General features: G+C 59.6%; 21 protein-coding genes and 1 pseudogene. 4 read left to right on the top strand and 18 right to left on the bottom strand.

Annotation, left to right across the window (positions count from 1 at the left end; translation table 11 throughout):
- From HBN79_RS23385 to HBN79_RS23410, 6 genes and pseudogenes are all read right to left on the bottom strand, one after another.
- Positions 1-328, bottom strand: a pseudogene (locus HBN79_RS23385) (alanine racemase); the annotation flags it as partial.
- Positions 329-364: 36 nt separating this feature from the next.
- Positions 365-1,792, bottom strand: a complete 1,428-nt coding sequence (locus HBN79_RS23390; RefSeq protein WP_169917289.1) for a cytosine permease — start codon at positions 1,790-1,792, stop codon at positions 365-367.
- Between the two features lie 77 nt (positions 1,793-1,869).
- Complete coding sequence (locus HBN79_RS23395) at positions 1,870-3,012, bottom strand: acyl-CoA dehydrogenase family protein (protein ID WP_169917290.1); 1,143 nt, start codon at positions 3,010-3,012, stop codon at positions 1,870-1,872.
- Positions 3,009-4,169 carry a CaiB/BaiF CoA-transferase family protein gene (locus HBN79_RS23400; protein ID WP_095018698.1) on the bottom strand — a complete coding sequence of 387 codons (1,161 nt, stop codon included), beginning with the start codon at positions 4,167-4,169 and terminating at the stop codon, positions 3,009-3,011. Before HBN79_RS23400 ends, HBN79_RS23395 begins: the two co-directional genes overlap by 4 nt.
- Positions 4,170-4,461: 292 nt before the next feature.
- Complete coding sequence (gene hutC / locus HBN79_RS23405; protein ID WP_095018697.1) at positions 4,462-5,214, bottom strand: histidine utilization repressor; 753 nt, start codon at positions 5,212-5,214, stop codon at positions 4,462-4,464.
- An 80-nt stretch (positions 5,215-5,294) separates the two neighbouring features.
- Positions 5,295-5,999, bottom strand: coding sequence for a YoaK family protein (locus HBN79_RS23410; protein WP_095003339.1), 705 nt, complete (start codon positions 5,997-5,999; stop codon positions 5,295-5,297).
- Between the two features lie 260 nt (positions 6,000-6,259).
- Here HBN79_RS23410 and HBN79_RS23415 point away from each other — a divergent pair, with 260 nt between their 5' ends.
- Together HBN79_RS23415 and HBN79_RS23420 are read left to right on the top strand one after the other, a co-directional pair.
- Positions 6,260-6,934 carry a histidine phosphatase family protein gene (locus HBN79_RS23415; RefSeq protein WP_095003338.1) on the top strand — a complete coding sequence of 225 codons (675 nt, stop codon included), beginning with the start codon at positions 6,260-6,262 and terminating at the stop codon, positions 6,932-6,934.
- 188 nt (positions 6,935-7,122) lie between these two features.
- A complete protein-coding gene (locus tag HBN79_RS23420; protein WP_095003337.1) occupies positions 7,123-7,344 on the top strand; it encodes a YgdI/YgdR family lipoprotein in 222 nt (73 codons plus the stop codon).
- 44 nt (positions 7,345-7,388) lie between these two features.
- On the opposite strand, the gene HBN79_RS23425 is transcribed toward HBN79_RS23420, so the two are convergent.
- From HBN79_RS23425 to HBN79_RS23435, 3 genes are read right to left on the bottom strand one after another with little or no spacing between them, the layout of a single operon-like run.
- Positions 7,389-8,681: an FAD-dependent oxidoreductase gene (locus tag HBN79_RS23425; RefSeq protein WP_169917292.1), complete on the bottom strand. Its 1,293-nt coding sequence runs from the start codon at positions 8,679-8,681 to the stop codon at positions 7,389-7,391.
- Positions 8,678-9,334: an amino acid ABC transporter permease gene (locus HBN79_RS23430; protein WP_095003335.1), complete on the bottom strand. Its 657-nt coding sequence runs from the start codon at positions 9,332-9,334 to the stop codon at positions 8,678-8,680. Before HBN79_RS23430 ends, HBN79_RS23425 begins: the two co-directional genes overlap by 4 nt.
- Before the next feature lie 59 nt (positions 9,335-9,393).
- On the bottom strand, positions 9,394-10,155 hold the full coding sequence (locus HBN79_RS23435; RefSeq protein WP_095018695.1) for an ABC transporter substrate-binding protein: 762 nt from the start codon (positions 10,153-10,155) through the stop codon (positions 9,394-9,396).
- Between the two features lie 171 nt (positions 10,156-10,326).
- Between HBN79_RS23435 and HBN79_RS23440 the strand changes: the two genes are divergently transcribed.
- Positions 10,327-11,103 (top strand): IclR family transcriptional regulator, encoded by a 777-nt coding sequence (locus HBN79_RS23440; RefSeq protein WP_095003333.1) that lies wholly within the window; start codon positions 10,327-10,329, stop codon positions 11,101-11,103.
- A gap of 133 nt (positions 11,104-11,236) precedes the next feature.
- On the opposite strand, the gene HBN79_RS23445 is transcribed toward HBN79_RS23440, so the two are convergent.
- From HBN79_RS23445 to punC, 8 genes are all read right to left on the bottom strand, one after another.
- The gene (locus HBN79_RS23445; protein WP_095020699.1) at positions 11,237-12,250 is read right to left on the bottom strand and encodes an AraC family transcriptional regulator; all 1,014 of its coding nucleotides are present in this window, start codon (positions 12,248-12,250) and stop codon (positions 11,237-11,239) included.
- Between the two features lie 127 nt (positions 12,251-12,377).
- Positions 12,378-13,415: a Rieske 2Fe-2S domain-containing protein gene (locus HBN79_RS23450; protein WP_095003331.1), complete on the bottom strand. Its 1,038-nt coding sequence runs from the start codon at positions 13,413-13,415 to the stop codon at positions 12,378-12,380.
- Positions 13,416-13,623: 208 nt separating this feature from the next.
- Positions 13,624-14,457, bottom strand: coding sequence for an SDR family oxidoreductase (locus HBN79_RS23455; protein WP_095003330.1), 834 nt, complete (start codon positions 14,455-14,457; stop codon positions 13,624-13,626).
- A gap of 16 nt (positions 14,458-14,473) precedes the next feature.
- On the bottom strand, positions 14,474-15,241 hold the full coding sequence (locus HBN79_RS23460) for an SDR family oxidoreductase (protein ID WP_095020701.1): 768 nt from the start codon (positions 15,239-15,241) through the stop codon (positions 14,474-14,476).
- Positions 15,242-15,330: 89 nt separating this feature from the next.
- Positions 15,331-16,605: a helix-turn-helix transcriptional regulator gene (locus HBN79_RS23465; protein WP_095003328.1), complete on the bottom strand. Its 1,275-nt coding sequence runs from the start codon at positions 16,603-16,605 to the stop codon at positions 15,331-15,333.
- Between the two features lie 125 nt (positions 16,606-16,730).
- Complete coding sequence (locus HBN79_RS23470) at positions 16,731-19,157, bottom strand: MMPL family transporter (protein WP_095003327.1); 2,427 nt, start codon at positions 19,155-19,157, stop codon at positions 16,731-16,733.
- Positions 19,154-20,131: a YCF48-related protein gene (locus tag HBN79_RS23475; RefSeq protein WP_169917293.1), complete on the bottom strand. Its 978-nt coding sequence runs from the start codon at positions 20,129-20,131 to the stop codon at positions 19,154-19,156. Before HBN79_RS23475 ends, HBN79_RS23470 begins: the two co-directional genes overlap by 4 nt.
- 261 nt (positions 20,132-20,392) lie before the next feature.
- Positions 20,393-21,574: a purine nucleoside transporter PunC gene (punC, locus tag HBN79_RS23480; RefSeq protein ID WP_169917294.1), complete on the bottom strand. Its 1,182-nt coding sequence runs from the start codon at positions 21,572-21,574 to the stop codon at positions 20,393-20,395.
- A gap of 119 nt (positions 21,575-21,693) precedes the next feature.
- Between punC and punR the strand changes: the two genes are divergently transcribed.
- A complete protein-coding gene (gene punR / locus HBN79_RS23485) occupies positions 21,694-22,653 on the top strand; it encodes a DNA-binding transcriptional activator PunR (protein ID WP_095003325.1) in 960 nt (319 codons plus the stop codon).
- Here punR and HBN79_RS23490 read toward each other — a convergent pair.
- On the bottom strand, positions 22,589-23,200 hold the full coding sequence (locus HBN79_RS23490) for a LysE family translocator (protein WP_095003324.1): 612 nt from the start codon (positions 23,198-23,200) through the stop codon (positions 22,589-22,591). The two genes, punR and HBN79_RS23490, sit on opposite strands and share 65 nt — an antisense overlap.
- Between the last annotated feature and the right edge of the window lie 40 nt (positions 23,201-23,240).

Here is a 23,240-nt window from a genome sequence, read left to right on the forward strand (position 1 = left end):
GCTGTTCCTTGTCGACAACGGCCTTGAGCAGCTTGGCCACGGCCAGCGAGGTCAGGTCTTCGGCGGACTCGACCAGAATGGCGCGATCAGCACCCAGCGCCAGCGCGGTACGCAGCTGTTCCTGAGCGGTGGTCGGGCCGATGGAGACGACGACGATTTCAGTCGCAACGCCTTTCTCTTTCAGGCGTACGGCTTCTTCCACGGCGATTTCGCAGAAGGGGTTCATCGACATCTTGACGTTGGCGAGGTCAACGCCGGAGTTGTCCGCTTTGACGCGCACTTTAACGTTGTAATCGACCACTCGTTTGATACAGGCCAGCACCTTCATTGTTGCTCCCTCTATGGCTACTTGATTGGAAACCTCTTAAACCGTCGCGGGCTCAACAGGCAAAATCAGTTGATCCGGCACCGACTGCCCCGAGTTGCGTGCCACGAAGTAGTACACCAGCGCTGGCAGCGTCAGGCCGATGATCCAGGAAATATCAGTCCCCCCCAGGTGTTCCACCAGAGGCCCGGTGTAAAAGCTGGTGGCGATAAACGGCAACTGCACCACCACCCCGAAGGCGTAGACCAGAATACCGCGCAGGTTCCAGCGCCCGTATCGGCCATTCGGGTTAGACAGCGCCGGTACGTCATAGCGCTCTTTACTGATGAGGTAAAAGTCCACCAGGTTGATCGCGCTCCACGGCGTAAAAAAAGCCAGTAAAAACAGAATAAACGCCGAAAAATCCTTGAGGAACGAATGCTGCCCAAGCAAGGCCAGAGCAGTGGCAAAACCTACCATCAGCAGGATGTAAAACAGGCGTAAGGTCTTGGAGATTTCATGGTTGCCGCGAAAGCCGCTGACGATGGTGGCCAGGGACATGAAACTGCCGTAGGCATTGAGCGTAGTGATGGTCACCTTGCCGAACACCACGCAAAAATACAGCAGCGCCGCCATCGCCCCGCTCGCCCCCATGCCGACGATGTAGGCCACCTCATGCCCGGCAAACTGGCTACCGGCCAGGGCAGCCACAAACACACCGAAAACCATCGATATTTGCGAGCCGACGACAGAGCCCAGCCCCACTGCCAGAAAAGTTTTCAGCGACGAGGTATTGGCTGGCAAGTAGCGTGAATAGTCCGCCACATAAGGCCCGAACGCGATCTGCCAGGAGGCTGACAACGATATCGCCAACAGAAAACTGCTCAGGGAAAAGTGTTTATTGCTCAGCAACAGGCCAATGTCATTCTGAGCAATCAGGGTGTAGAACAGGTAGAAAAACGCCAGCACGCCGACCACGCTCGCCACACGGCCGATCATGTGAATGGTGCGATAGCCCAGAATGGTCAGCAGCACGATCAGGGTAGCAAAAATCAGGATGCCCCACGAGTCACTCACCCCCACCAGTTGCCCCACCGCCTGCCCGGCCAGCACCGAGCCGCTGGCCGAGAAACCGACATACATCAGGCACACCAGCACAATCGGGATCACGGCGCCGTAGACGCCGAATTGCACCCGGCTGGAGATCATCTGCGGCAGACCCAGCTTGGGTCCCTGCGCCGCATGCAACGCCATGATGGTGCCGCCCAGCACTTGCCCGATCAGCAGGCCGATCAGCGACCAGAACACATCCCCTCCCAGCACCACGGCCAGGGCTCCGGTGACAATCGCAGTGACTTGCAGGTTGGCCCCGAACCACAAGGTGAACTGGCTGAACAGGCGCCCATGGCGCTCTGACTCAGGGATGTAATCGATAGAGCGCTGTTCGACCAGCGAGGCCCGCGGTGAATCTTGGTTGAGCGTGGACATAAGCAGTTCCTTCAGGCTGGCACCCGGGGTGCGCCGTGTTGTTTTGGGAAAGACTTTTCCAATCCTTGGCCGGCGGATTATCTGGCTGCGTCGAGCAGGGCACGGGAGATAATGATTTTTTGTACCTCGGAGGTGCCTTCAAAAATCCGCAAGATCCGTGCATCACGAACATAGCGCTCCAGCGGCAAATCCCGGCTGTAGCCATAGCCACCGTGCAGTTGCAGTGCAGCATCGGTGATAAACCCGGCGCATTCGGCAGCGACCAGTTTGGCGGTGGCCGAGTCGAGGCTGAAACGCTCGCCGCTGTCACGCCGGGCAGCAGCTTTCATGGTCAGCATGCGCGCGCTTTCGAGCTGCGCATACATATCAGCCAGGCGCCATTGCGTGCCCTGATAAGCGGCCAGCGGTTTGGGCCCGATCTGCCGTTCACGCACCCAGCTCAGGCTGGCTTGCAGGGCGGCATTGGCAATCCCCAGCGACATGGCTGCCACTTCCACCCGCCCACGGTCCAGCACCGCCATGGCCGTGTTGAACCCCTGGCCTTCTACGCCGAGCAGTGCCGACTCGGGCAGCCAGCAGTCCAGCGCCAGTTCATAGATGGTACTGCCACGCAGGCCCATGGTTTTTTCCGGACTGGAGAAGCTGATGCCCGCCGTGCCCCGGGGCACCATAAAGGCACTGATGCCCTTGTGACCTGCATCTGCGTCGGTCTTGACGTAGAGCACAATAAAATCGGCCTCCCTGGCATTGGTGATGTAGTGCTTGTTGCCGCGCACCCGCCAACCACCTTCTTCACGTACGGCGCGGCTGCGCATATCCGCCGGGTTGGAGCCCGCCGCAGGCTCGGTCAGGGCAAAGGCACCGAGTAATTCGCCGCTGGCTGCCCGTGGCAGCCACTCATGTTTCTGTTCCTCGGTGCCGCCCAGCAGGATCGAGTCCGTGGCCAGAAAATGCGCAGTCATGGCCGAAGCGGTAGAGGCACAGGCACCCGCTACTGCTTCCACCACGCGGCTCATCGCCAGGCTACCAATGCCCAGGCCGCCATATTGTTCTGGCAGGTTGACGCCCATGCAACCCAGATCGCTCAACGCCCGGATGCTGGCCAGGCAAAAAGTTTCGGTTTCATCGTAGTGCTGGGCCAGCGGCTGAATTACCTCACGCGCCACTTGCTCGGCACTTTCAACTACGGCCATTTCCTCTGCGCTCATTTCAAAGCTCATGCTTTCTCTCCTGCTTTGTTCAAGCCAAATGCGGCGTTGTCTGCGCCCAATCGCGGGGCAATGGTGATGGCGTGGGGTTTACGGCCATTGAAGAACACCGGTTGCGGCACCAGCGGCAATACGCTGCCCTCGGGCTGGAACTGCAACTGGCGTACACGGGCATGTTCACTGCCCGCAGCCTGGGCCAGATCCCACACCGGTGAAGACGGCACTCCGGCATCGAGCAGGCCGTCGCATAACTGTTCAACCTTGTGCTGTGTGGTCCAGGCCTCGATAACAGCGCGTAACGCCGGCTCATTCAGGGTGCGCTGGGTATCGTTGACAAAGCGCGCATCGGTGGCCAGCTCCGGCTGGCCCATGCATTGGCACAGGCGCTCGAACAAGCGATTGCTGGCCACTGCAATCACCACCTGACCGTCTGCCGCGCGATAGCTATCAAACGGCGTCGATACCGGATGCCGGTTACCCACCAGCCCCGGCGCCACACCGTTTGCATACAGGTTGGACAGACCGGTCATCTGCAGGCTGAACAACACGTCGAACATGGCCACATCGATGTACTGGGCCCCCGGGGCATGCCGCTCGCGGGCAAACAGCGCCGAGCTGATTGCCCAGGCTGCATACACCCCGGCACACAGATCGCCGATGGCCTCGCCGCTGCGGGTCGGCCCGGTAGCGGCGAAACCGGTAACGCTCATCAGCCCGGACATGGCCTGCGCGACGATGTCATAAGCCGGGCGACTGGACAGCGGGCCTTGCTGGCCGAAACCGGAGATGCTGGCGTAGATCAGCCGCGGGTTGTGCTGCTTGAGGCTGTCGAAATCGATGCCCAGGCGTTGAGTGACACCGGGGCGGAAGTTCTCGACCACGACATCGGCATCGGCCACCAGTTCGTAGAAACGCTGGCGGTCGGCCGGGTTTTTAAAATCGATTTCAACGCTGCGTTTGCCGCGATTGATCAGCCCGAAGTAGACACTTTCACCGTCCAGAAACGGGCCCAGATGGCGGGCGTCATCGCCTTCCTCGGGCACTTCGAACTTGATGACGTCGGCCCCCAGATCAGCCAGCATCGCGGTGCAATGCGGCCCGGCCAGCACGCGGCTGACATCCAGCACACGCACACCTTGCAGTTGTCGGGTAAACGGACTGTCGTTCATTTTCACATCCTCAAATGCTCAAGCGGCACAAAGGTGCACACTTATACCAACCTGTATGTACAAGTGAATGCAAGTGAAGGGCCAACACCTGAACGAGATCAACCAGGAACGTACAAAACCAAGATAAATAGCTATTTAAATCAGATAGTTAAAAATTAAGAACTTTTTAATACGGAATATGAGCGCACAGAAAAAATGCAAAAAACTGCCGCAACTTTGGGCATAAACAGGCGGGAAGGTAACAAAAACGCACCAAAAGTAACGCGAGTAACACGGGGCCACCCGCGAGTACTCAGTTACCGCACTGCCCTTGCAGGCGATAGCGCGAACCCGGATAGACCAGCCGGGCACACCCCACCAACCCCTGTGCAGCCCAGGTCCGGCGGCGAATCAGCAGGCATGGCTCGTTGCGCTTTACGTTCAACAGGCGGCATTGCGCGGAAGTAGCATGAATCGCCTCCACCTCATGTTCGCCGCCGGTCAGTGGCGCCAGGTTCATCAGGTAGGCATAGGCTGTGGTGCGGGTGAAGTCCTGTTGCAGGTACTCAGGGGCGATCTCGGCATTGATATAGCGCTCCTCGATCTGCACCGGCACCTCGTTTTCGTAGTGCACCATCAGAGAGTGGAATAAGCGTTTGACCCCGTCCAGGGCAAAGGGCAACACCGGCGTGGTCTTGGCCGGGACCTCTTCGAGCACAATCACTTCGCAGCGGTGCACATGGCCACGATCAGCGATTTCCTGGGCGATATTGCGAATCTCGAACAACGCCGCACTGCCCTTGGGCACGGCGACGAAGGTGCCCACCCCTTGCATGCGCACCAGCAGCCCTTCGATGGTCAGCTCACGCAATGCGCGATTGATGGTCATGCGACTCACCCCCAGCTGGGCAAGCAGTTCACTCTCAGACGGCAACTTGGCATTGGGCAGCCAGGCCCCTGAACGGATTTTTTGCGTTATGGCCTGTTTGACCCGGGCATATAGCGGTGCCGGGCTTTCGATGGAAAATGGCGCAAGGGATGAATTGTCATCGACTGACTTGGACACAACGACTCCTGTTCGTAGGGCTGGGCATGCAGCCGGGCTGCGCCAGTTTACGCGCAGCCCGGGTCAAGCAAAACGAGGGATTAACGCGGCATGTAATCCCGTTGCCAACGACGAGGTATGCGCAACGACAACACGCCCAAAACAGCCGCAAAACCGGCGCTGAACAGCAGGGCCTGGAGGCCGAACTGCGCCTCCAGCAAGGCACCCAGCACTGCACCCAGCAACATCCCGGTCCAGGGCACCAGTTGCACGCGCCAGCCACTGCGCCGCTCACCCAGCAGCCAGCGGCCCAGCCCGCGACCAAAACGCGACAATGCCCCGGTCACGTAGGTCAGGCCCACCGGCAGGCCATTGACCTGCTCCACCGCAGCATTGAGCATGCCCATTGCCACGATGGCTGCCAGCAACGCCGGCACCTGGCTGGCAAACGGCAGCAAAGCTGCTGCACACAACAACCCCGCAATCACCAGCATCAAGGGTAAGGCGCGCCGTCCGCCCCAGCGCCCCAGCAATACCCCCAGGGCGTTACCGACAATAAACGCCAGTACCGCAAGCAGCAGGCGCAACGCCATCTGCAGGTCACCGTCACCGACGGCCACCGCCAGACGCGTGGTATTGCCGCTCATAAATGAGACAAAATCACCGGTGGCCAAAAAGCCGATGGCGTCCGTCATGCCCGCCAGCACCGACAGGCTCGCCACCATGGCCAGCCCTACCCGGCCGCGCCAGGCACGTACTCGAAGATGCACGGGATTGCTCGGTTTTCGCAGTGGCGCTGGAAGCATGGCGCAAGCCTCTGTAGGAATACCAGACTAAAGAGTGAACGATTTTGTCATACAAAAAAGCCACCATAGCATTCACCCTGCAGGACAATTACCGATCTAGCGCAGGTAAAATCGAACCAATTGTGAAAAAGGCATCTAATAAACGCTTCTGCCAAGGATAAGAGGCTCAGGTTTGCAGTAATGACAAGGATCAACACAGGGGCTGCCATGCCCACTGTGCCAGGCCAGTCAGCCTTAACAGATGTATGCAGAAGAATCCCATGACCCAGTCTGTTTGGATTAAACCTCGACTCAAGCCCTATGCATTGGCGGCTATCCCGCTGTTACTGATTGCCGGCGCTGTTGCGCTGGCGGTACATGCGGATGACGTCTTTGCCCAGCCGGTAGACGGTGTGCAAACCCTGGTGTTTTTGCGCCATGCGGAAAAACCCGCCGATGGCCTCGGCCAGCTCACCTGCCAGGGACTGAACCGCGCGATTGACCTGGCCACCCTGTTGCCACAGCGCTATGGCAAGGCTGACTACGTGTTTGCAGCCAACCCTTCGCGCCAGGTTGAAGAAGGCGCCAATGATGATGCCTACAGCTACGTACGGCCGTTGATGACCATCAACCCGAGCGCCATCAAACTGGGCTTGCCGATCAATCTGGAGTATTCGGCCAACGATACCCGCCAACTGGCCAAAGAGCTGACCGACGACCAGTATCACAGCTCAACGATCTACACCGCCTGGTCCCATGGCTACTTGCCGGAACTGATCAATAGCGTCGCCAGTCAGGCGCTGGGCAAGAAGACCTCGTTGACCGAAGACTGGTCCGGTGGCGACTTTGACTCGTTGTATGTGTTGACCCTGACCTGGAAAGACGGCAAGGCCAGCCTGCTCAGTCGCGTCGACAAACAGGACCTCAATAATGGCTCCAGGGCGTGCCCGACCTGATCTGATCCACCCGCACCGGGATCACTGCGCGGTGGCGGCGCGGTTGAATTTTTCAGCACAAATGCCGATCATCCGGCGCACTCTCGGCAAAAAACGCTGTCAGATGCCACACTGACTTTTCAGCGCTGGCTGCTCGAACAACCTCGGCGCGACCCATCTCCAACTTGCGAACAGCTCAAGGTACATGCATGAAGATCAAGGTTACCGGTTTACCCCTGCTGATAGTGGCCTTGCTGGGCCTGGCAGGCTGCGCGACCCCGAGCGTTGTGACCCTGCAAAACGGCACGCAATACCTGACCAAGGACCTGCCCACTACCACCAACAAGGATGGCTTCTATGAGTTCGTCGATATAGCAGGCAAGCACATAAAGGTCAGGGCCGAGGATGTATCAACGATCAAGGCGGATTGAAGATCAGCGGCAAGCGCCAAGGCTGTTGACGCTTGCCCCTGCTTTTACCCGTTCAGGGCATCCAGCAACCGGTAGTAACTGATACCCGCCGCCACATACAGGCGCTGCAAGCTGTGGAAGGGAATTCTGCGCATCGGCGTGACAGGGAACGGGAAGTCATTGCTGGCCCCCGAAACTCGCGCCGCCAGATGCTTGCCCAAGGTTGTCGCCATCGCAATACCGCGGCCGTTGTAGCCCATCAGGATCGACAGGCCTGGCTGCGGCTCATGCAACTGTGGCAACACACTATGATTGAGCGCCACACGCCCGCTCCAGCGGTATTCGATCGCCACGCCTGCCAACTGCGGAAACACGCTGATCAATGAGCGCTCAAGGTGTGCCCAGTCTTCGGCACGCCGCGGTTCGGCAAACGGCCCACGCCCACCCAGCAGCACACGCCCCTGGGCATCTTGCTTGAAGTACAGCAGCAGGCGCCGCGCATCGGAGCACACTTCCCCGCCCGGCAAAATGGTTTTGCGCAGCTCCGGCGACAGTGGTCGGGTGGCAATCAGGAAACTGTTGGCCGCCAGCACGGTTTGCCGCAGCCCTGGCCACAAGCCATCGGTATAGCCATTGGTAGCCAGCACCACACGCTCGGCCGTCACGCTATGACCTTGTGCGGTGGTCAGTTGCCACTGCGTGCCGATGCGGCGCAAGTCCGTCACCTGGCTATCGCTGTGAATCATCACGCCACGCCCCAGTGCCGACCTGGCCAGGCCGCGAGCATAGTTAAGCGGATGCAAACTGCCAGCCCGCGGGTCAACCCAGCCACCCACGTAATTGTGCGTACCGATGCGCTGGCATACGGTGTTACTGTCCAGCAACTCGGCGGCTACACCGCGCTGTTGCCACTGGCGGGCACGACCCTCCAGAGTCTTCATCGTCGCGCTGGAAAAGGCCGGCTGAATCCAGCCCTTGCGCGTGGCATCACACGCAATGCCGTATTCGCGAATCAGCGAAAACACTTCATCTGCGGCACCGCCGCAGGCTTCGATAATTTTCTCGCCACGCTCAGCGCCAAAACGCTCAAGCAACTGATCGGGGTCGTATTTGAGGCCGGGGATGACCTGCCCGCCGTTGCGCCCCGAAGCGCCCCAACCCGGCTCACCCGCATCCAGCACACAGACACTGACACCCGACTCTGCCAGGCGCAGTGCAGTCACCAGCCCCGTGTACCCGGCACCGACAATCGCCACGTCCACCCGCTTGTTTTCCGCCAGTGCCTGGGTCAGAGCCGGGGGGCGCGCCGTAGCGGACCAGAGGGAAGGTGGCAAGATCAATTTCGAGGGTGCTTTCATGTACGCCTCCGCAGCGCAAAGCGGCCTTCCAGACGACGCAAGCCATAGGACAGCGGCAAGCTCATCGACAGATAGAGCAACGCAACCAGGGTGTAGACCGTCATGTTTTCAAAGGTCGAAGACGCAATCAGTTGCCCTTGGCGGGTCATTTCCGCCACGGTGATGGTCGACACCAGCGAGGAGTCCTTGAGCATCATCACCAGCGTGTTGCCATAGGGCGGCAAGGCAATGCGAAATGCCTGGGGCAGCACAATCCGGCGCATGATCAGCAGACCGCGCATGCCAAACGACTCGGCGGCTTCGATCTGGCCCAGGTCGATGGCCTGGATCCCCGCCCGAAAGTTCTCGGCCTGATAGGCTGAATAGGCAATGCCCAAACCGATCACGCCCGCCTGCATGGCGCTGAGCTGGATACCGAAGTCGGGCAACACAAAATAGATATAAAACAGCTGCACGATGATCGGCAGCCCGCGAATCACATTGACCACGCCGATGGCGAACAAGGCGATGGCGCGAATCTTGGAAACCATCATCAGCGCAAACAGCAAGCCAATCACTGAACTGAGCAGGAACGAACCTGCAGTGACCTGCACAGTGACTACTGCGCCTTTGAGCAGAATTGGAAGAAAGTCCAACGCGTCCTGGAGAAACATAAACTACCTGCGCACCGCTACAAGAAGTGACCCGCCGCAACACGGGGGCCACAGGATCATCAGTTCAGTTGCCACTTCTCGATGATGCGTTGCAGCGAGCCGTCGGCCTTGATGGCGGCAATGCCCTTGTTGACCTGCGCCAGCTTCTCGGCATCGCCCTGGCGCATCACCAGGCATACGTCGCCCATCACCACCGGCACATAGGTGCTCGACAGTTTTACGTCCGGGTTTTTACCCTGGGCCAACTGGTAGGCGATGATCGGGCGATCACCGAATGCCGCCTTGATACGGCCCAGCTTGAGGTCCCGCATCAGGTCAGGAATGGAGTCGTAGCTGCGCACTTCCTTGAAGCCGCCGTGTTTGTTCAGCGCATCGAGAAAGACCGTACCAACCTGGGCGCCGACCACTTCACCGGCCAGGTCATCCATGGTTTTGTATTCTTTAGGGTCGTCAGATTTGACGATCAGGCCTTCGCCGTAGCTGAAAATCGGATCGGAATACTGCACAACCTTTTCACGCTCTGGGGTTTTGAGCATGGCGGCGGAAATCAGGTCGATCTTGTTGGTGGTCAACGAAGGGATCAGAGCCGCAAAGGTGGTTTGCTGGATCTCGGTGTCGAACCCGCCAGCCTTGCCCACCGCCTCGGCCGCATCGACCATCATGCCCTGGATTTTCCCGCTCTTGATATCGAGGAAGGTGAACGGGATGCCCGTTGCTGTCGCCCCGACCTTATAGACAGGCTCTGCAACAGCGCTGGCTGATCCAATCAACCCGGCAGCCATTGCGCATACCAGCGTCAGCACTTGAAAAGGTTTGTGCATAGCGAATCTCCCTGTGGTCGCTTTTATTGTTGCGATACGGCACTCAACAACCCCTGCAGCCTCTGGTGCAAAATGCCGCCATCGACTATAACCAATTTACTTAAATCGTAAAGAGATTTATAAGTATCGCATATCGATACTTATAGGCCTGAAACAAGCCAAGGATGCGCCATGAGCGATAACAACAACCCTCTTTTCAACCAGTCACTGGAAAAGGGCCTGGCCGTACTTCGCGGTTTCGGCGCGGCGCGGCGCACCATGACCCTGGCAGATATAGCGTTGGTGGCAGGCATCAGCAAAAGCTCGGCCCAACGCATGGTGCATACCCTTGAAGAACTCGGGTATGTACGCAAACACCCGCAAAGCCGGCGCTTCCAGTTAACGCCCAAAGTTATGGAGATCGGCTACAACTATCTGGCCGCCGATATATTGGTAGATGTGGCAAACCCCTACTTGGCCGAGCTCAACCAGATCACCGGCGAGACGGTCAACCTGACCGAGCCCGACGGACTGGACATGGTTTACGTGTCACGTTTCGTCGCACCGAAATTTATCCCGATCCATATGCCTATCGGCAGCCGTATCCCGATGTACTGCACAGGTGGCGGGCGTGCTTACCTGAGTGGCCTGGCAGATGATGAAATCCGTGGTGTGCTGCAAGACAGCCAGCTGATCGAACTGACACGCCATACAATTACCGATGCCGACGCCATATTTGAACGGGTGCAGATCAGCCGCAAACAGGGTTATGCCACCAACAAGGAAGAAATGTTTCTGGGTGACATGACCATTGCCGCGCCGATTTTCAACAGTAACGGCCTGCCGGTTGCGGCGGTGCATGTGGTGGTGCCCAGCAGCCGCTGGAGCATGGAAGAAGCCGAAGAAAAACTGGCCTCTACAGTGATTCAGTGCGCCCGCGGGATCAGCAACTCGATCAGGACGCTGTAGCCCGTATATACGACGACTGTGGGAGCGAGCCTGCTCGCGAAGGTCGTTCGCGAGCAGGCTCGTTCCCACAAAAAGGCTTGATCGGCAACAGAGTCTCTTCAGGGGACAGAAGAGTCAGAGGCGCCAATGGTTTTCAAACCGCGCCCAAAATTAACCCGCGGTAATGCCCGGGGTTGGTCCCCGACCATTTGCGAAAGGCCTTGTAGAATGAGCTGGTATCGGCAAAGCCCAGGCGCTGGGCAATGTCGGCATAGCTGTGCTCAGGCTCGGCCAGCCAGCCGATTGCCAGCTCCTTGCGCACACTGTCCTTGAGCCCCTGAAAGGTTTGCCCTTCGTCCGCCAGGCGACGGCGAAACGTCGATGCCGACATGCACAGACCCTGCGCCATGCCCTGGGTCTCGGGCCACTGCACGGCCGGCAACTGGCGCAGATTCTGTTTTATCTGACTGGCCAGGCTTTGCGGGTCGCGGTACTTGACCAGAATATTGGCCGGTGCTTCAGCCAAAAACCGTTTCAACTCCGGATCGGTGCGCTTGATCGGTGCATCCAGGCAATCAGCGGCAAAAATCATCCGCGTGCGTGGCCGCTCAAAACGCAGGTTCTCGGAGAACATCACTTCGTAGTCTTCGCAGTAATCGGGCGCAGCACAACGCAGCTCAATGGCCAGAATCGGAATCCTGCGCCCGGCCAGCCAGCAGGCCACACCGTGCACGATCATCCAGTAGGCAAAGTAGGTAAAACCACGGCTGGCCTGTTGCTCAGGCTCGTGCAGGACAATCTCGGCCACGCTTTGCTGACGCACCAGGCGTGCAGGCAAACGCTCCAGCATCAACGACAGAAACCCCAGTACCACCTCCAGCCCCCGGGCCAGGGTTGGCTGCGCCATGGCCGAGCGGCACATGAACTCCAGGCTGCCGGCCCGCAACTTGCGCGGGTCCATGCCAAAAAATTCGTCGTCCAGGCGCCGCGCCAGCAACCGCCACATCCGCGCATAGACCATGGCCGGTACACGGGCATCCGGCTGGTCAAGCAACTCGCGCGCGATGCCGACCTTGTGCAGCACTTCATCCGTGGCACCGCCCGGCGCGCAGCTTTGCAGCAGCGCCTCACGCACCAGATGAATGGAGATGGTGTCCTTGTTCAGCATTGGCCCTGTTCCATGCCCGATGACGTATCGATGACGGCCATCTTAAGCAGCACGGATCAAAAAGCCAGCAGTAACTTGCCGCTGGACGGGCAGCGCCAGCGGCACTGCCCGTGGCTCAGGCAATCAATCAGCGGTTATCCACCGTGGTGATTTCACGACGCTCGGCCATGCTTGCCGGCACGCCCTCTTCGTCGGTGAAAAACTGCTGGTACCACTCGCGTAGCTGATAGACCGGACCATCGCCCTCGGCCAGCACCGGGTTGTTGATGCGCACCTTGTGCGTCCAGATATCAACGTCCTGATAGAACGAGTCGCGGTTACGCTGCACATAATCCACGGCCAGCGCTTCGTTCTGCTCATGGGTCCAGCCCGGCACTTTTTTCACCATGCAGCCAAAACGCAGTTCAAAGCTGTTGGGGCCGATCGGCACGTGGCAATTGAGCAGGATGGACTTTATTTCCAGCCCTTCAAACACCGCGCTCATGCGTGTCAGGTGCGTCGCGGGGCCGTAATAGGCCGACTCGGCCACCAGGTCACCGCCCAGCCGCTCGGAGTCGCCATGGAAGATTTGCTGAGCAATATGCCCCTCGAACACATTGTGGAAGTACTTGGTCGGCGTGCCATGTACCGGACCGAAATGCTGGGCGTCCACCAGGTTGTCGACCAGCTCGCGCGGGTTGGTGTCGATGATCAGCTTGTCCATATGCCAGCTGTGCAGCCACTCATCGCTGTCCAGCTCCGGTAGATGGGGGATCACCACATCTTCGGCGGGCGGCTTGCCTTCAGGGTTGTTCCACACAAACAGCAGATTGTTGACCTCGCAGGTCTGCCAGGCACGGGTTTTGGCCTTGGGCGGAATGCGCTTGCAGTAAGGGATCTCGACACACTTGCCGCTGGCTTCGTACTGCCAGTGGTGAAAGGGGCAGACCACACGGTCGTTCTCGATAGTGCCCTGGGACAGGTCGGCGCCCATATGCGGGCAATGGGCGTCGAGCACACTGATCTCGCCCTTTGACGTGGCAAATGCCAACAGTCGCGAGCCGAACACATTCAGGGTATGTAGCTTGCCATCACGGTACTCGTCTGCCTCGCCCAGGCAATGCCAGCCGCGACCATAGCGGGGCGACAAAGCATTCTCGACGTGGATGTGTGCGAGTTTAGTCATTTTTATTATTCCTCAGGTTAAGGGCCAGGGCGCTTTACCCGATGATCTTCACCGAGGTTCGGGGTGGGCTCATCGTTCAGATGGACTAGAGGGGCTGCCCTCACCCCAACCCTCTCCCGCAGGGAGAGGGAGCTGGTTTGCGGTGATCTTTGAGCCGCGTGCGGTCAGTCCCCTCTCCCCCTGGGAGAGGGTCAGGGTGAGGGAGCGCTTAGCGCCAATCCTCGACAATCCCGTGTTCACGGGCAAACGGCTGGCAGTGAATGGTCTTGCGCTGGTGATCAACCGCCCCTTCATGGGTAGCCAGCCACAGCATCACCGCTGCTGGTACCTCTGGCGGCGCAGAGCCTGCACGCAGGGCAATGACGCCTTTGTCACCAATGGTGGCGCGCAATGCGTCAGTGGTCACCACACCCGGGTTGAGGGTATAGGCACGAATCCCCTGCTCCCCCAGTTCCACCGACAATATGCCCGACAGCCTCGACACTGCCGCCTTGCCCGCACCATAGGCGTAACCCCAGCCGCCCTTGCCCGCTGCCACCGGCGGATCGGTTTCTCCAGCACCGGAGGTGACGTTGATCACCACACCGCCGCCCTGCTCGAGCATCTGGCTGACCACCGCCCGGGTCAGCAAGAACGGTGTCATCACATAGCCCTGAAAGACTCGCTCCAGGGTCTCGGGCTGCAACTGCATAAACGGTACATTCAGATCGCTGCCCTGGTAGATGGCATTGTTGACCAGTACATCCACCCGGCCATATTCGGTAAACACAGCCTGGCTGGCGGCCAGTACCGACTCACTGTCGAGCAGGTCCATGGGCACCACCAGCGCCTTGCGTCCCAGCTCACGGATTGCCGCTGCGGTGGCATTCAAACTGCCGGGCAGCGGCGTACCATCCGGGTTGCGCAAGCCGTGGGCATGGCTTTGACCTTCGTCCAAGCTGCGCGCACTGATGGCCAGATCAAAACCTGCACGGGCAAAGGCCAGCGCGGTTGCACGACCAATGCCGCGACTGGCGCCGGTAATAAATGCCACTTTGTTCATAAAAGCCCCTTAGCGGTCAGAAACGCTGTGTACGCACCATTGCGTCCATGCCGCCGTCGACAAACACTACGCTGCCGGTCATGAAACTGGCCTGCGCCGATTGCACAAAAGCCACAACCCGGGCCAGTTCTTCAGGAGTGCCCGAGCGCCCCAGTGGTGCGACAAACTCACGTACGGCCTTGCCAAACCGCGCATCGTCCTTGGCCGCCTGATGCAGCGGGGTTTCCACCGCGCCCGGTGCAACCACGTTCAAACGGATACCTTGCGGGGCCCATTGCACCGCCTTGCGCCGTGCGGCACAGGTCACCGCATACTTGGAACCGGCATAGGCCAGGTGCGTCTGACCCAGGGCATTGGCCAGTTCCAACGCCTTCGCCTCGTCACCGGCGAGCATCGCGGCAACCATTGGTTCCTGCTCGGCACCCGAATGGGTGGCCGCCACTGAACCGATCACCAGTGCAGCCGGGTTCTCCCCCTTGGCCAGCGCATCGGCCAGGCCATCAAGCAGTTCACTGACGCCAAAGTAGTTAACCGCCAGCACGATGCCACTGGAAGGTGCGGTCACCCCGATCCCGGCGCAGCACACCAGCCCGTCGAGGACCCCGCCGCATTGCTCAAGCACCTGCGCCACTGCCGCCTGGCGCCCGGCACGGGTCGAAAGGTCAGCGACCACTTCGGCATTGCCACGGTCAATTCCGATTATCCGGTGGCCCGCAGCTCGTAATTGCGCGCACACGGCGGCGCCGATCCCGGAAGCGGAACCGCTGACAGCAGTAACTGGCATAAGACTTTCCTTGATGATGCAGGCGCAGGCGGCCTGGCTGACGATAAACCGGCGGTGGCGCAAACACCCTCGCCGGCGGGCATAAATCCTTAAGCGCTTTTACGAACCGGACGCGCCAGTTGTGGCGCCGGCACCACCACGGACTCAGCCGCTCGCAAGGCGCACTTGGGCTTTCCCAACGCGACCACGCTGTTCAGCAAAATCCTCACCAGCTCGGTCTGGCGGCGCACACCGGTCTTGGAGAAGATCGAACGCAAATGCGCCCGCGCGGTGTTGCGCCGGATATTCAGGTTTTCCGCCGCTTCCTCCAGGGACAAGCCGTTGGCCAGTTCCATCGCCAGCGCCGTCTCGGCCTTGGTCAGGTTGAACAGTTGTTTGGTCACCACTTCACTGGCCAGCGATTTGCCTACCGAGTCGCGGATATAGATCACTGCCGCCGGCTTGCTCTTGCCTTCGGCCCACTCCAGCGACGGAATGGCCTCGACCACCAGCCCCAGGCTGACCTGACCCGAAGGTCGGGTCACGGACATCGCATCGGCTGTCGCCCCGCCCTCACGCACTTCCTGGCTGAAAGCGTGCTTGACCAGGCGTTGCAGCTCGCGGTTGTCGCTGGGGTAAGTGGCTTCCAGCCTGCCCCCCACCAACTTGAGTCCATCAGCGTTCTTGAGAATTTCTTCGGCCACCGGGTTGAGGCGCAGAACCTTGCCGGTTTCGTCGAGCACGATGGTCGCCACCGACAGGCGGCTGATGGCCTGGGCGTACAACTCGCTCATGGACTCGCTGCGATCGAGCAGGTTGTGCAGATGCAGGGCGCGGCGCAAATGCGGCAGAAAACTGCTGCACAGGGCACGCTCGGCACTGGAGAAAGCCGGGGAAGACTTTGGCCGGGTGATGCGAAACCGCAGCTTGCCGCCATCGGGCGTGGAAATGTCGGCGCCCATCACGTGATAGACATTCTGCGGACCGCAGTAGGCCTTGAAATAGGCCGACTGCACCCACTCGCTCTCGCTCATCAGGTCTTCGACGGTAAATACCTGGTCCAGCGCCTGCCCGACAAAGGGGGTATTGGTTTGCGGATAGGTTTGATAGGTCAGCTCGCCCTCGCCTTCGATATCTCCGGCAACGATCATCAAGCCCAGATCGGGCTGATCGGGCACTCGCAGGATCAGGGTGGCGTAGTTGGCCCGGAACATGCCACGCACGGTACACAAGGTACGACCCATTATTTTGGGGTCCAGGGCACCGTCATAAAAGCTGCCGACCATCTGATCGTAATCGGCCAGTTCAAGCCCCAGACCGGCCAGGGTCTGGTGATTCAAGGTCACTGTATCCACGGACTTATCCTCGCTTCGGGCCAGGTTCATGACCGGCCCTTTTTATTGTTCTTATGACTAGCGGCTAACCTTTGCACCACATCCGTAAAGCTGTGCAAAAGCGACTCAGTGTGTCTGTATGCCTGCCGTCATACAAGCCCGGCAAGCTGTCTGCTTCAGCGGTTTGAAGAGTCCTTCGCAGCAACGCTCGGCTTGAGCGGATAATGCCCGGCGGTCGCTTGCGCCGGGCGGGTTTTGACCTTGACCAACGGTCGTGCCAAATTGAACCAGGCCGCCAGCGCCGGTAGCAAAAAGATTGCGCCGAGCACGTTGACGAGAAACATGAAGGACAGCAGTACACCCATATCAGCCTGGAACTTCAGGGGAGCAAAGGCCCAGGTACACACGCCGATGGACATGGTCAGCGCCGTAAACACCGCCGCCGTACCCCGTTGGCACATGGCCTGGTAGAACGCCGTGCGCAGATCCTTGCCGTCAGCCATTTCATGGGCAATCCGCTCGTACAGATAGATCCCGTAATCGACTCCCACCCCCACGCCCAGTGCCATCACTGGCAAGGTCGCGACTTTCAGGCCGATGCCCAGGGTCGCCATCAGGGCGTTGCACAGGATCGCGACGATGGCCAGCGGCACCAGAATGCACAGCACCGCGCGCAATGAACCAAAGGTCAGCCAGCAGAACAGCGCCACCGAACCGAACAGCGCCGCGAGCATCACCACCTCGGCCTGCTTGACCGCTTCGTTGGACGCCGCCATCACCCCCACGTTGCCACCGGCCAGCAGAAACTCCACGTTTGGCCCTTGCAAGCCGCCGATGATGCGCTGGGTTTCGTCCACTACATGGCTCACGGTCGACCCTTCGTGATCGGTGAGGAACACCAGGATCTGCATGCGCTGGCAGCCTTCGGTCACCAGGCCGTCGTCCGGCATGTAAGCGCGAGAGCCCTGGCTCAGGCCGCGCTCGGAACCGGGGATCGCCGACCAGCGCGGGTTGCCTTCGTTATTGCCGGCAATCACGGCTTTACCCATGCCCGCCACGCTCTGCACCGACTGCACACCGGCCACGCTGCGGATCTGGAAGTCGAATGATTCAATGGCGCGCATCACTTGCGGTGCCAGGCAACCTTCTTCGATGCCCTTGACCTGCACGAACACCGACATCACATCCAGGCCAATCGAATAACTGTTGATGATCTTCTGGTTGTCCTGGTTGTAGCGCGAATCGGCGCGCAGCTCCGGCGCACCCACGCCGATATCGCCCACTGCCAGATCCCGGGCCTTCCAGGCACCGACACCGAGCAGCAGCAGGCTGACCACAAACACCGCCAGCGCCGGTTTTGGCTCGGCCAGCGCCGACAGCCGCCACCACAGCGCGTGCTTGCCCTGCACCTTGAGCCCTTGGGCCATCGCCCCCGGCTCAAGCTTGAGATACGACAGGATGATCGGCAGCATCAGCTTGTTGGTGATGATCATCAGCATCACCCCGATGCATGCGGTCACGCCCAGTTCATGCACGATGGGAATGTCGATCAGCATGATGACGCCGAAACCCAGGGCGTTCATCAGCAACGCCAGCGAACCCGGGATGAAGATCTTGCAAAAAGCGCCGTGCGCAGCCTGCACCGCAGAGCTGCCCGCCAGTACATCCTGTTTCCAGGCATTGGTCATTTGCACCGCATGGGAGACGCCGATCGAGAAGATCAGAAACGGCACCAGAATCGACATCGGATCGATCCCCAGCCCCAGCAACGGCAGCAACCCCAACAGCCAGACCACCGGCAGCAGCGCCACGGCCAGCGCAACCACCGTAAGGCGCCATGAGCGTGAATAGACCCACAGCATCAACGCGGTGATGACAAAGGCAATCACAAAAAAGCCGATGACCGTCGTCAGGCCTTCAACCACGTCCCCCACCAGCTTGGCGAAGCCGACGATGTTGATCTCGATATCATCATTGCTGTACTTGGCACGGATATCTTCCAGCCGCTGGGCCACCTCGGCATAGGACACCGATTTGCCGGTTTGCGGGTCCATGTCCTGCAGGTCGGCGCGCACCATCGACGAGGTCAGATCATTGGCCACCAGACGCCCGACCTGTCCGGAGCGGGCGACGTTGTTGCGGGCCTGGGACAAGTCTTCGGCCGTGCCGGTAAAGCGCGGTGGCATCACCACATCGCCGAAAAAACCGTCCTCGGTGATTTCGATATAGCGCACATTGGCGGTGAACAGCGACGTCACACTGGCACGGCTCACACCATTGATAAAAAACACGTCATCCGTGACTTTGCGCAGGGTTTCCAGGTACTGGCGGTTATAGATATCGCCTTCGCCTTTCCACTTCACACTGACCAGAAAACGGTTGGCCCCCGTGAAGTACTGGCTGAAGTTGAGAAAGTTGACCATAAAGGCATTGCGCACCGGGATCTGCTTGTTAAAGCCCGGGTCCAGTTGCGTGTGTGTGGCGCTGTAACCCAGGGCCAGGGTCAATAATACAAACAGCGCCAACAGGCTCTTGCGCCAGACGATCAGCAAGTCGGCAATACGCTCGACCGTGCGATTTACAACACTGTTTTCACTGCTCACCGGGCACCTCCAAGGGCAGCAACACCGCCATCAGTCCCCTGGAACACACCGCGCTCGCCGCCTACCAGCAGCCGTGAGCCCACCATTACCGCCGAAGTCAAAGTACCCAGCCCCGGCAAGCGCGTAGCGCTGACCAGTTCACCCTTGCCGTCCAGGCGTACCAGCGAGCTGCCAGCACCGACAATCAGCAGGCCACCGTCGTTGGGCAATAGGACATGGCCGTAGAGCGGCAATTGATTGCCGACTTTTACCGGTTCCCAGGTCTGGCCGAAGTCCTGGCTGACAAACACATGGCCGCGCATGCCATAGGTCACCCAACGATCGGGGCTCAGGCGTACCACACCAAACAGCGAGCCGTTATAGAACGGCTCGAGCTTGTGCCAGCTGTGCCCGCCATCGTCGCTGCGCAGCACCAGCCCTTGCTCGCCGACCACCATGCGGCGACCGTCTGTTCCGCCATCCATGCCATTGAGGTGAGCGCTATCCACCTCCAGCGGCTGGGCTTGCCAGGTGCGACCGTCATCCCCGGACTGGTAAAATTTGCCGAAACTGCCGAACGCCAGGACACGATTGCCGCCGGCACTCCAGATGCCCAGCAAAGGCTCGGCGATTTCGCCTTCGAAGCGCACTTCTGACCAGTTGGCGCCTTCATCTTCGGAGCGCACAATCCAGCCATCATGGCCGACCGCCAGCAGGCTTTTATCCGGCAGCGCCACCAGTGCGGTAAGGGTCAGATCACGCTGCGGCTTGACCGTCGCTGGCTGCCACGAGCCCCCCTGATCGTCGCTGAGCAAAATATTGCCGCGCTCGCCGACGGCCACCACCCGCTTATCCAGATACAACATACCGTTGATTTGCAGACGATCGGGCCGCAACTGGGCCGAAGCGACATCGGAGGCATGACGTGGAGAGAAGGTAAACGCGATGGTGACAGCGACGATCAGGCAAACCAGATAGCCAATTATTGAGCGCATGGTCGATGCCTCGCTGCACGATTCAGTTGCTGGGCAGAGTTCATGCAGCCAGTCCTCTTTTTATTATCGTGGATGCTCTGGCTGCCTCCTCGGCGAGGCGTCCAGAACCTTCCTTCGATAATCGGACTGGTGAGTCACAGGCACATCGTCCAAATGGCCTAGCTGGAATGGGGGGTGCAAGCGTATAGCCGGGTTTGACTGACGCGCCGGATAGATATCCGGCGCTTTCGTTGAGCTGAAATCACCGGGGCGACCTGCCCCTCAAGACGCCACTAATGCCTGCGCCTTCACCTTGCGTCGCTGAATAAAATACCCCAGCACCGCCAGCGGCGCCGTAGCCAGCATTACTTCAACCGTGATTTGCAGCGGCTGGCTGATAAAGGTCGACACCAGCAGGCTGCCCAAAAAGCACAACCCAAGCTGCAACGTATTTTGCAAACCTGCCGCCTTGCCTGAGTTCTCCGAAAATGGCATCAGTGCGCTCGCGACAACAATCGGATAACTCGCACCGTTAACCAGCGCCATCAAACAAAACGGGATCAGCAAGGTGGTCAGCGTCGGCACGGTCTGGGTCGCAACCCCATACAGCCCGACCATGCTTGCGCAGTAAGCCACCAGCAACCAGGGTAACAGCGCCCGCCCACTGATCCGCTGCAAGGCGCTGCGACAGCTGTAACCACCCACCATAAATGCCACAGTAGGCAGCGCGTAGCTCAAACCGATATCGCTTGGGCTATAACCCCTATCGCCCAAAATAAAGGGTGAGGCCGTCAACCAGGCGAAAAAGCTGGCCGAACATGCGGCGAAGATCATGACGTTGCCACTGAATTTAGCCGTGCACAGCAGGTGCCAATAGCTCACCCCGGTTTTAACTGCCTTTGGCGCCACACGGGGTTTTTCCTTGAGCAGCAACGTGGGTACGATCAGTAACACCGCCAGGCCCAGCAATACCGCAAAAATCGCTTGCCAGCCCAGGTGACTCAGTACCACGGCCCCCAGCAAAGGAGCCAGTGCCGGTGACAGTCCCATCAGCGGCATGATCCCGGCAAACACGCGGTTGGCCTGGTCAGGCGGGTATCGGTCGATGACCAGCGCCTGCCAGGTTACTGCCGCCGCGCAAATGCCGATGGCCTGAATAAACCGCAGGCTCAACAGCAGCACACTGTCCTGCACCCAGAACATGCCCGCGCACCCCAGGGCAAACAGCGACAACCCCGCCAACAACACCGGTTTGCGCCCCAGGCGGTCCGATAACGGCCCCCAGAGCAACTGGCCGATCGCGAACCCGGCCAGAAAGATGCTCAGGCTCGCGCCCACCGCACCGGCTGAAAGCCCCAGTTCACTGCGCAACGTGCCAAATGCCGGTAAGTACATATCCATTGCCAGGTAGCCCAGCATGCTCAGCCCGGCGAGATAACAGGTAAAACCAAAAGTGTTTTTCATGTGCACCCAAAAACTTGCCATCAAACAATTTGTTGACTGCCGCGCATTATCCAGCTGAGGATTTGCTTGTGAAGCGATAATAATTGCCAACTGGCATCGAATTTTTTGAAGGCAAACCCATGTGGTCTGAATACTCCCTGGATGTAATTGATGCAGTCGCCCGCCACGGCAGTTTCAGTGGCGCAGCCCAGGAACTGCACCGCGTTCCCTCCGCCGTCAGCTACACCGTGCGCCAACTGGAGCAATGGCTGGCGGTACCGCTGTTTGTACGTCGTCACCGGGATGTGGAACTCACGCCTGCCGGGCGGATGTTTGTCAAAGAAGCCCGCGACGTCATGAAAAAAATGCTCGGCACCCGCCGCCTTTGCCAGCAGGTTGCCAATGGCTGGAGCGGCCAGTTGCGGGTGGCCGTGGATTCAATCATCAAAAAACCGCGCTGCCAGCAGATGGTCATCGACTTCTACCGGCATTTCCCCGACGTGGAACTGATTGTTCAATACGAGGTGTACAACGGTGTGTGGGATGCCTTGGTAGACGGCCGTACCGATCTGGTTATCGGAGCCACCCGTGCAGTGCCAGTGGCGGGGAGCTTTGCCTTTCGCGACATGGGTTTTCTGCACTGGCTGTGCGTCGCCAGCCCGCGGCATCCGCTGGCGTCCATTGGCGGATTGCTGGGTGATGAGCACCTGCGCCCCTACCCTGCACTGTGCATGGATGACACTTCACGCAGCCTGCCCAAACGCGACACCTGGACCCTGGATAACCAGCGCCGCATGATGGTGCCCGACTGGGCTTCGGGGCTGGCCTGTTTGAGCGACGGTCTGTGTGTCGGCATGGTGCCCGCCCATCTGGCCCAGCCACTGATCGACCAGGGCCAACTGCTTGCGCTGAGCCTGCAGCGACCCTTTCCGGCCAGCCCTTCGTGCATTGCCTGGGCACAGAACAACCATTCCCCGGCCATGAGCTGGCTATTGGAGTACCTGGGTGACACCGCCACCCTGAGCCAGGAATGGCTCAATGAACCTCAAACAGAATCGGATACAGCGACACCACCAGCAGAATCGCCATCGTCAGGTTGAATGCCAGCAGCCACTTGGGCCGGGTCAGCACATTGCGCAACGCACTGCCGCAACCGGCCCACACGCAGACACTGGGCAAGTTGATGATGGCGAAGACCAGCGCGATGACAAACACGTTGGCGATATAACCCTGGGACGGCGTGTAGGTGGTGATTGCACCAATGGCCATCACCCAGGCCTTGGGATTGACCCATTGAAACGCCGCCGCGCCCCAGAAGCCCAGTGGCCTGCCCTGGGCCGCACCCGACTCGGACACCGGCCCCGAAGTGGCGACTTTCCACGCCAGATACAGTAAGTACGCCGCCCCCAGATAACGCAAAACGGTGTAGGCCATGGGCACGGCCTTGAATACACCCCCCAGCCCCAATCCAACCGCAAGCACCAGGAACATAAAGCCGAAGCTGATGCCCAGAGCATGGGGGATGGTGCGCCTGAAGCCGAAGTTGACCCCCGATGCCAGCAGCATGGTGTTGTTGGGGCCGGGGGTGATGGACGACACAAAGGCAAAGAGTGCGAAGGCAGAAATCAGTTCGAGGGAAAACGGCATCTTGTTATCCGGCAGTCTGGTGAGCGGTGTGTTCACACTA

The sequence above is a fragment of the Pseudomonas sp. WS 5051 genome (assembly GCF_012985715.1).
Taxonomy (GTDB): Bacteria; Pseudomonadota; Gammaproteobacteria; order Pseudomonadales; family Pseudomonadaceae; genus Aquipseudomonas; species Aquipseudomonas bubulae.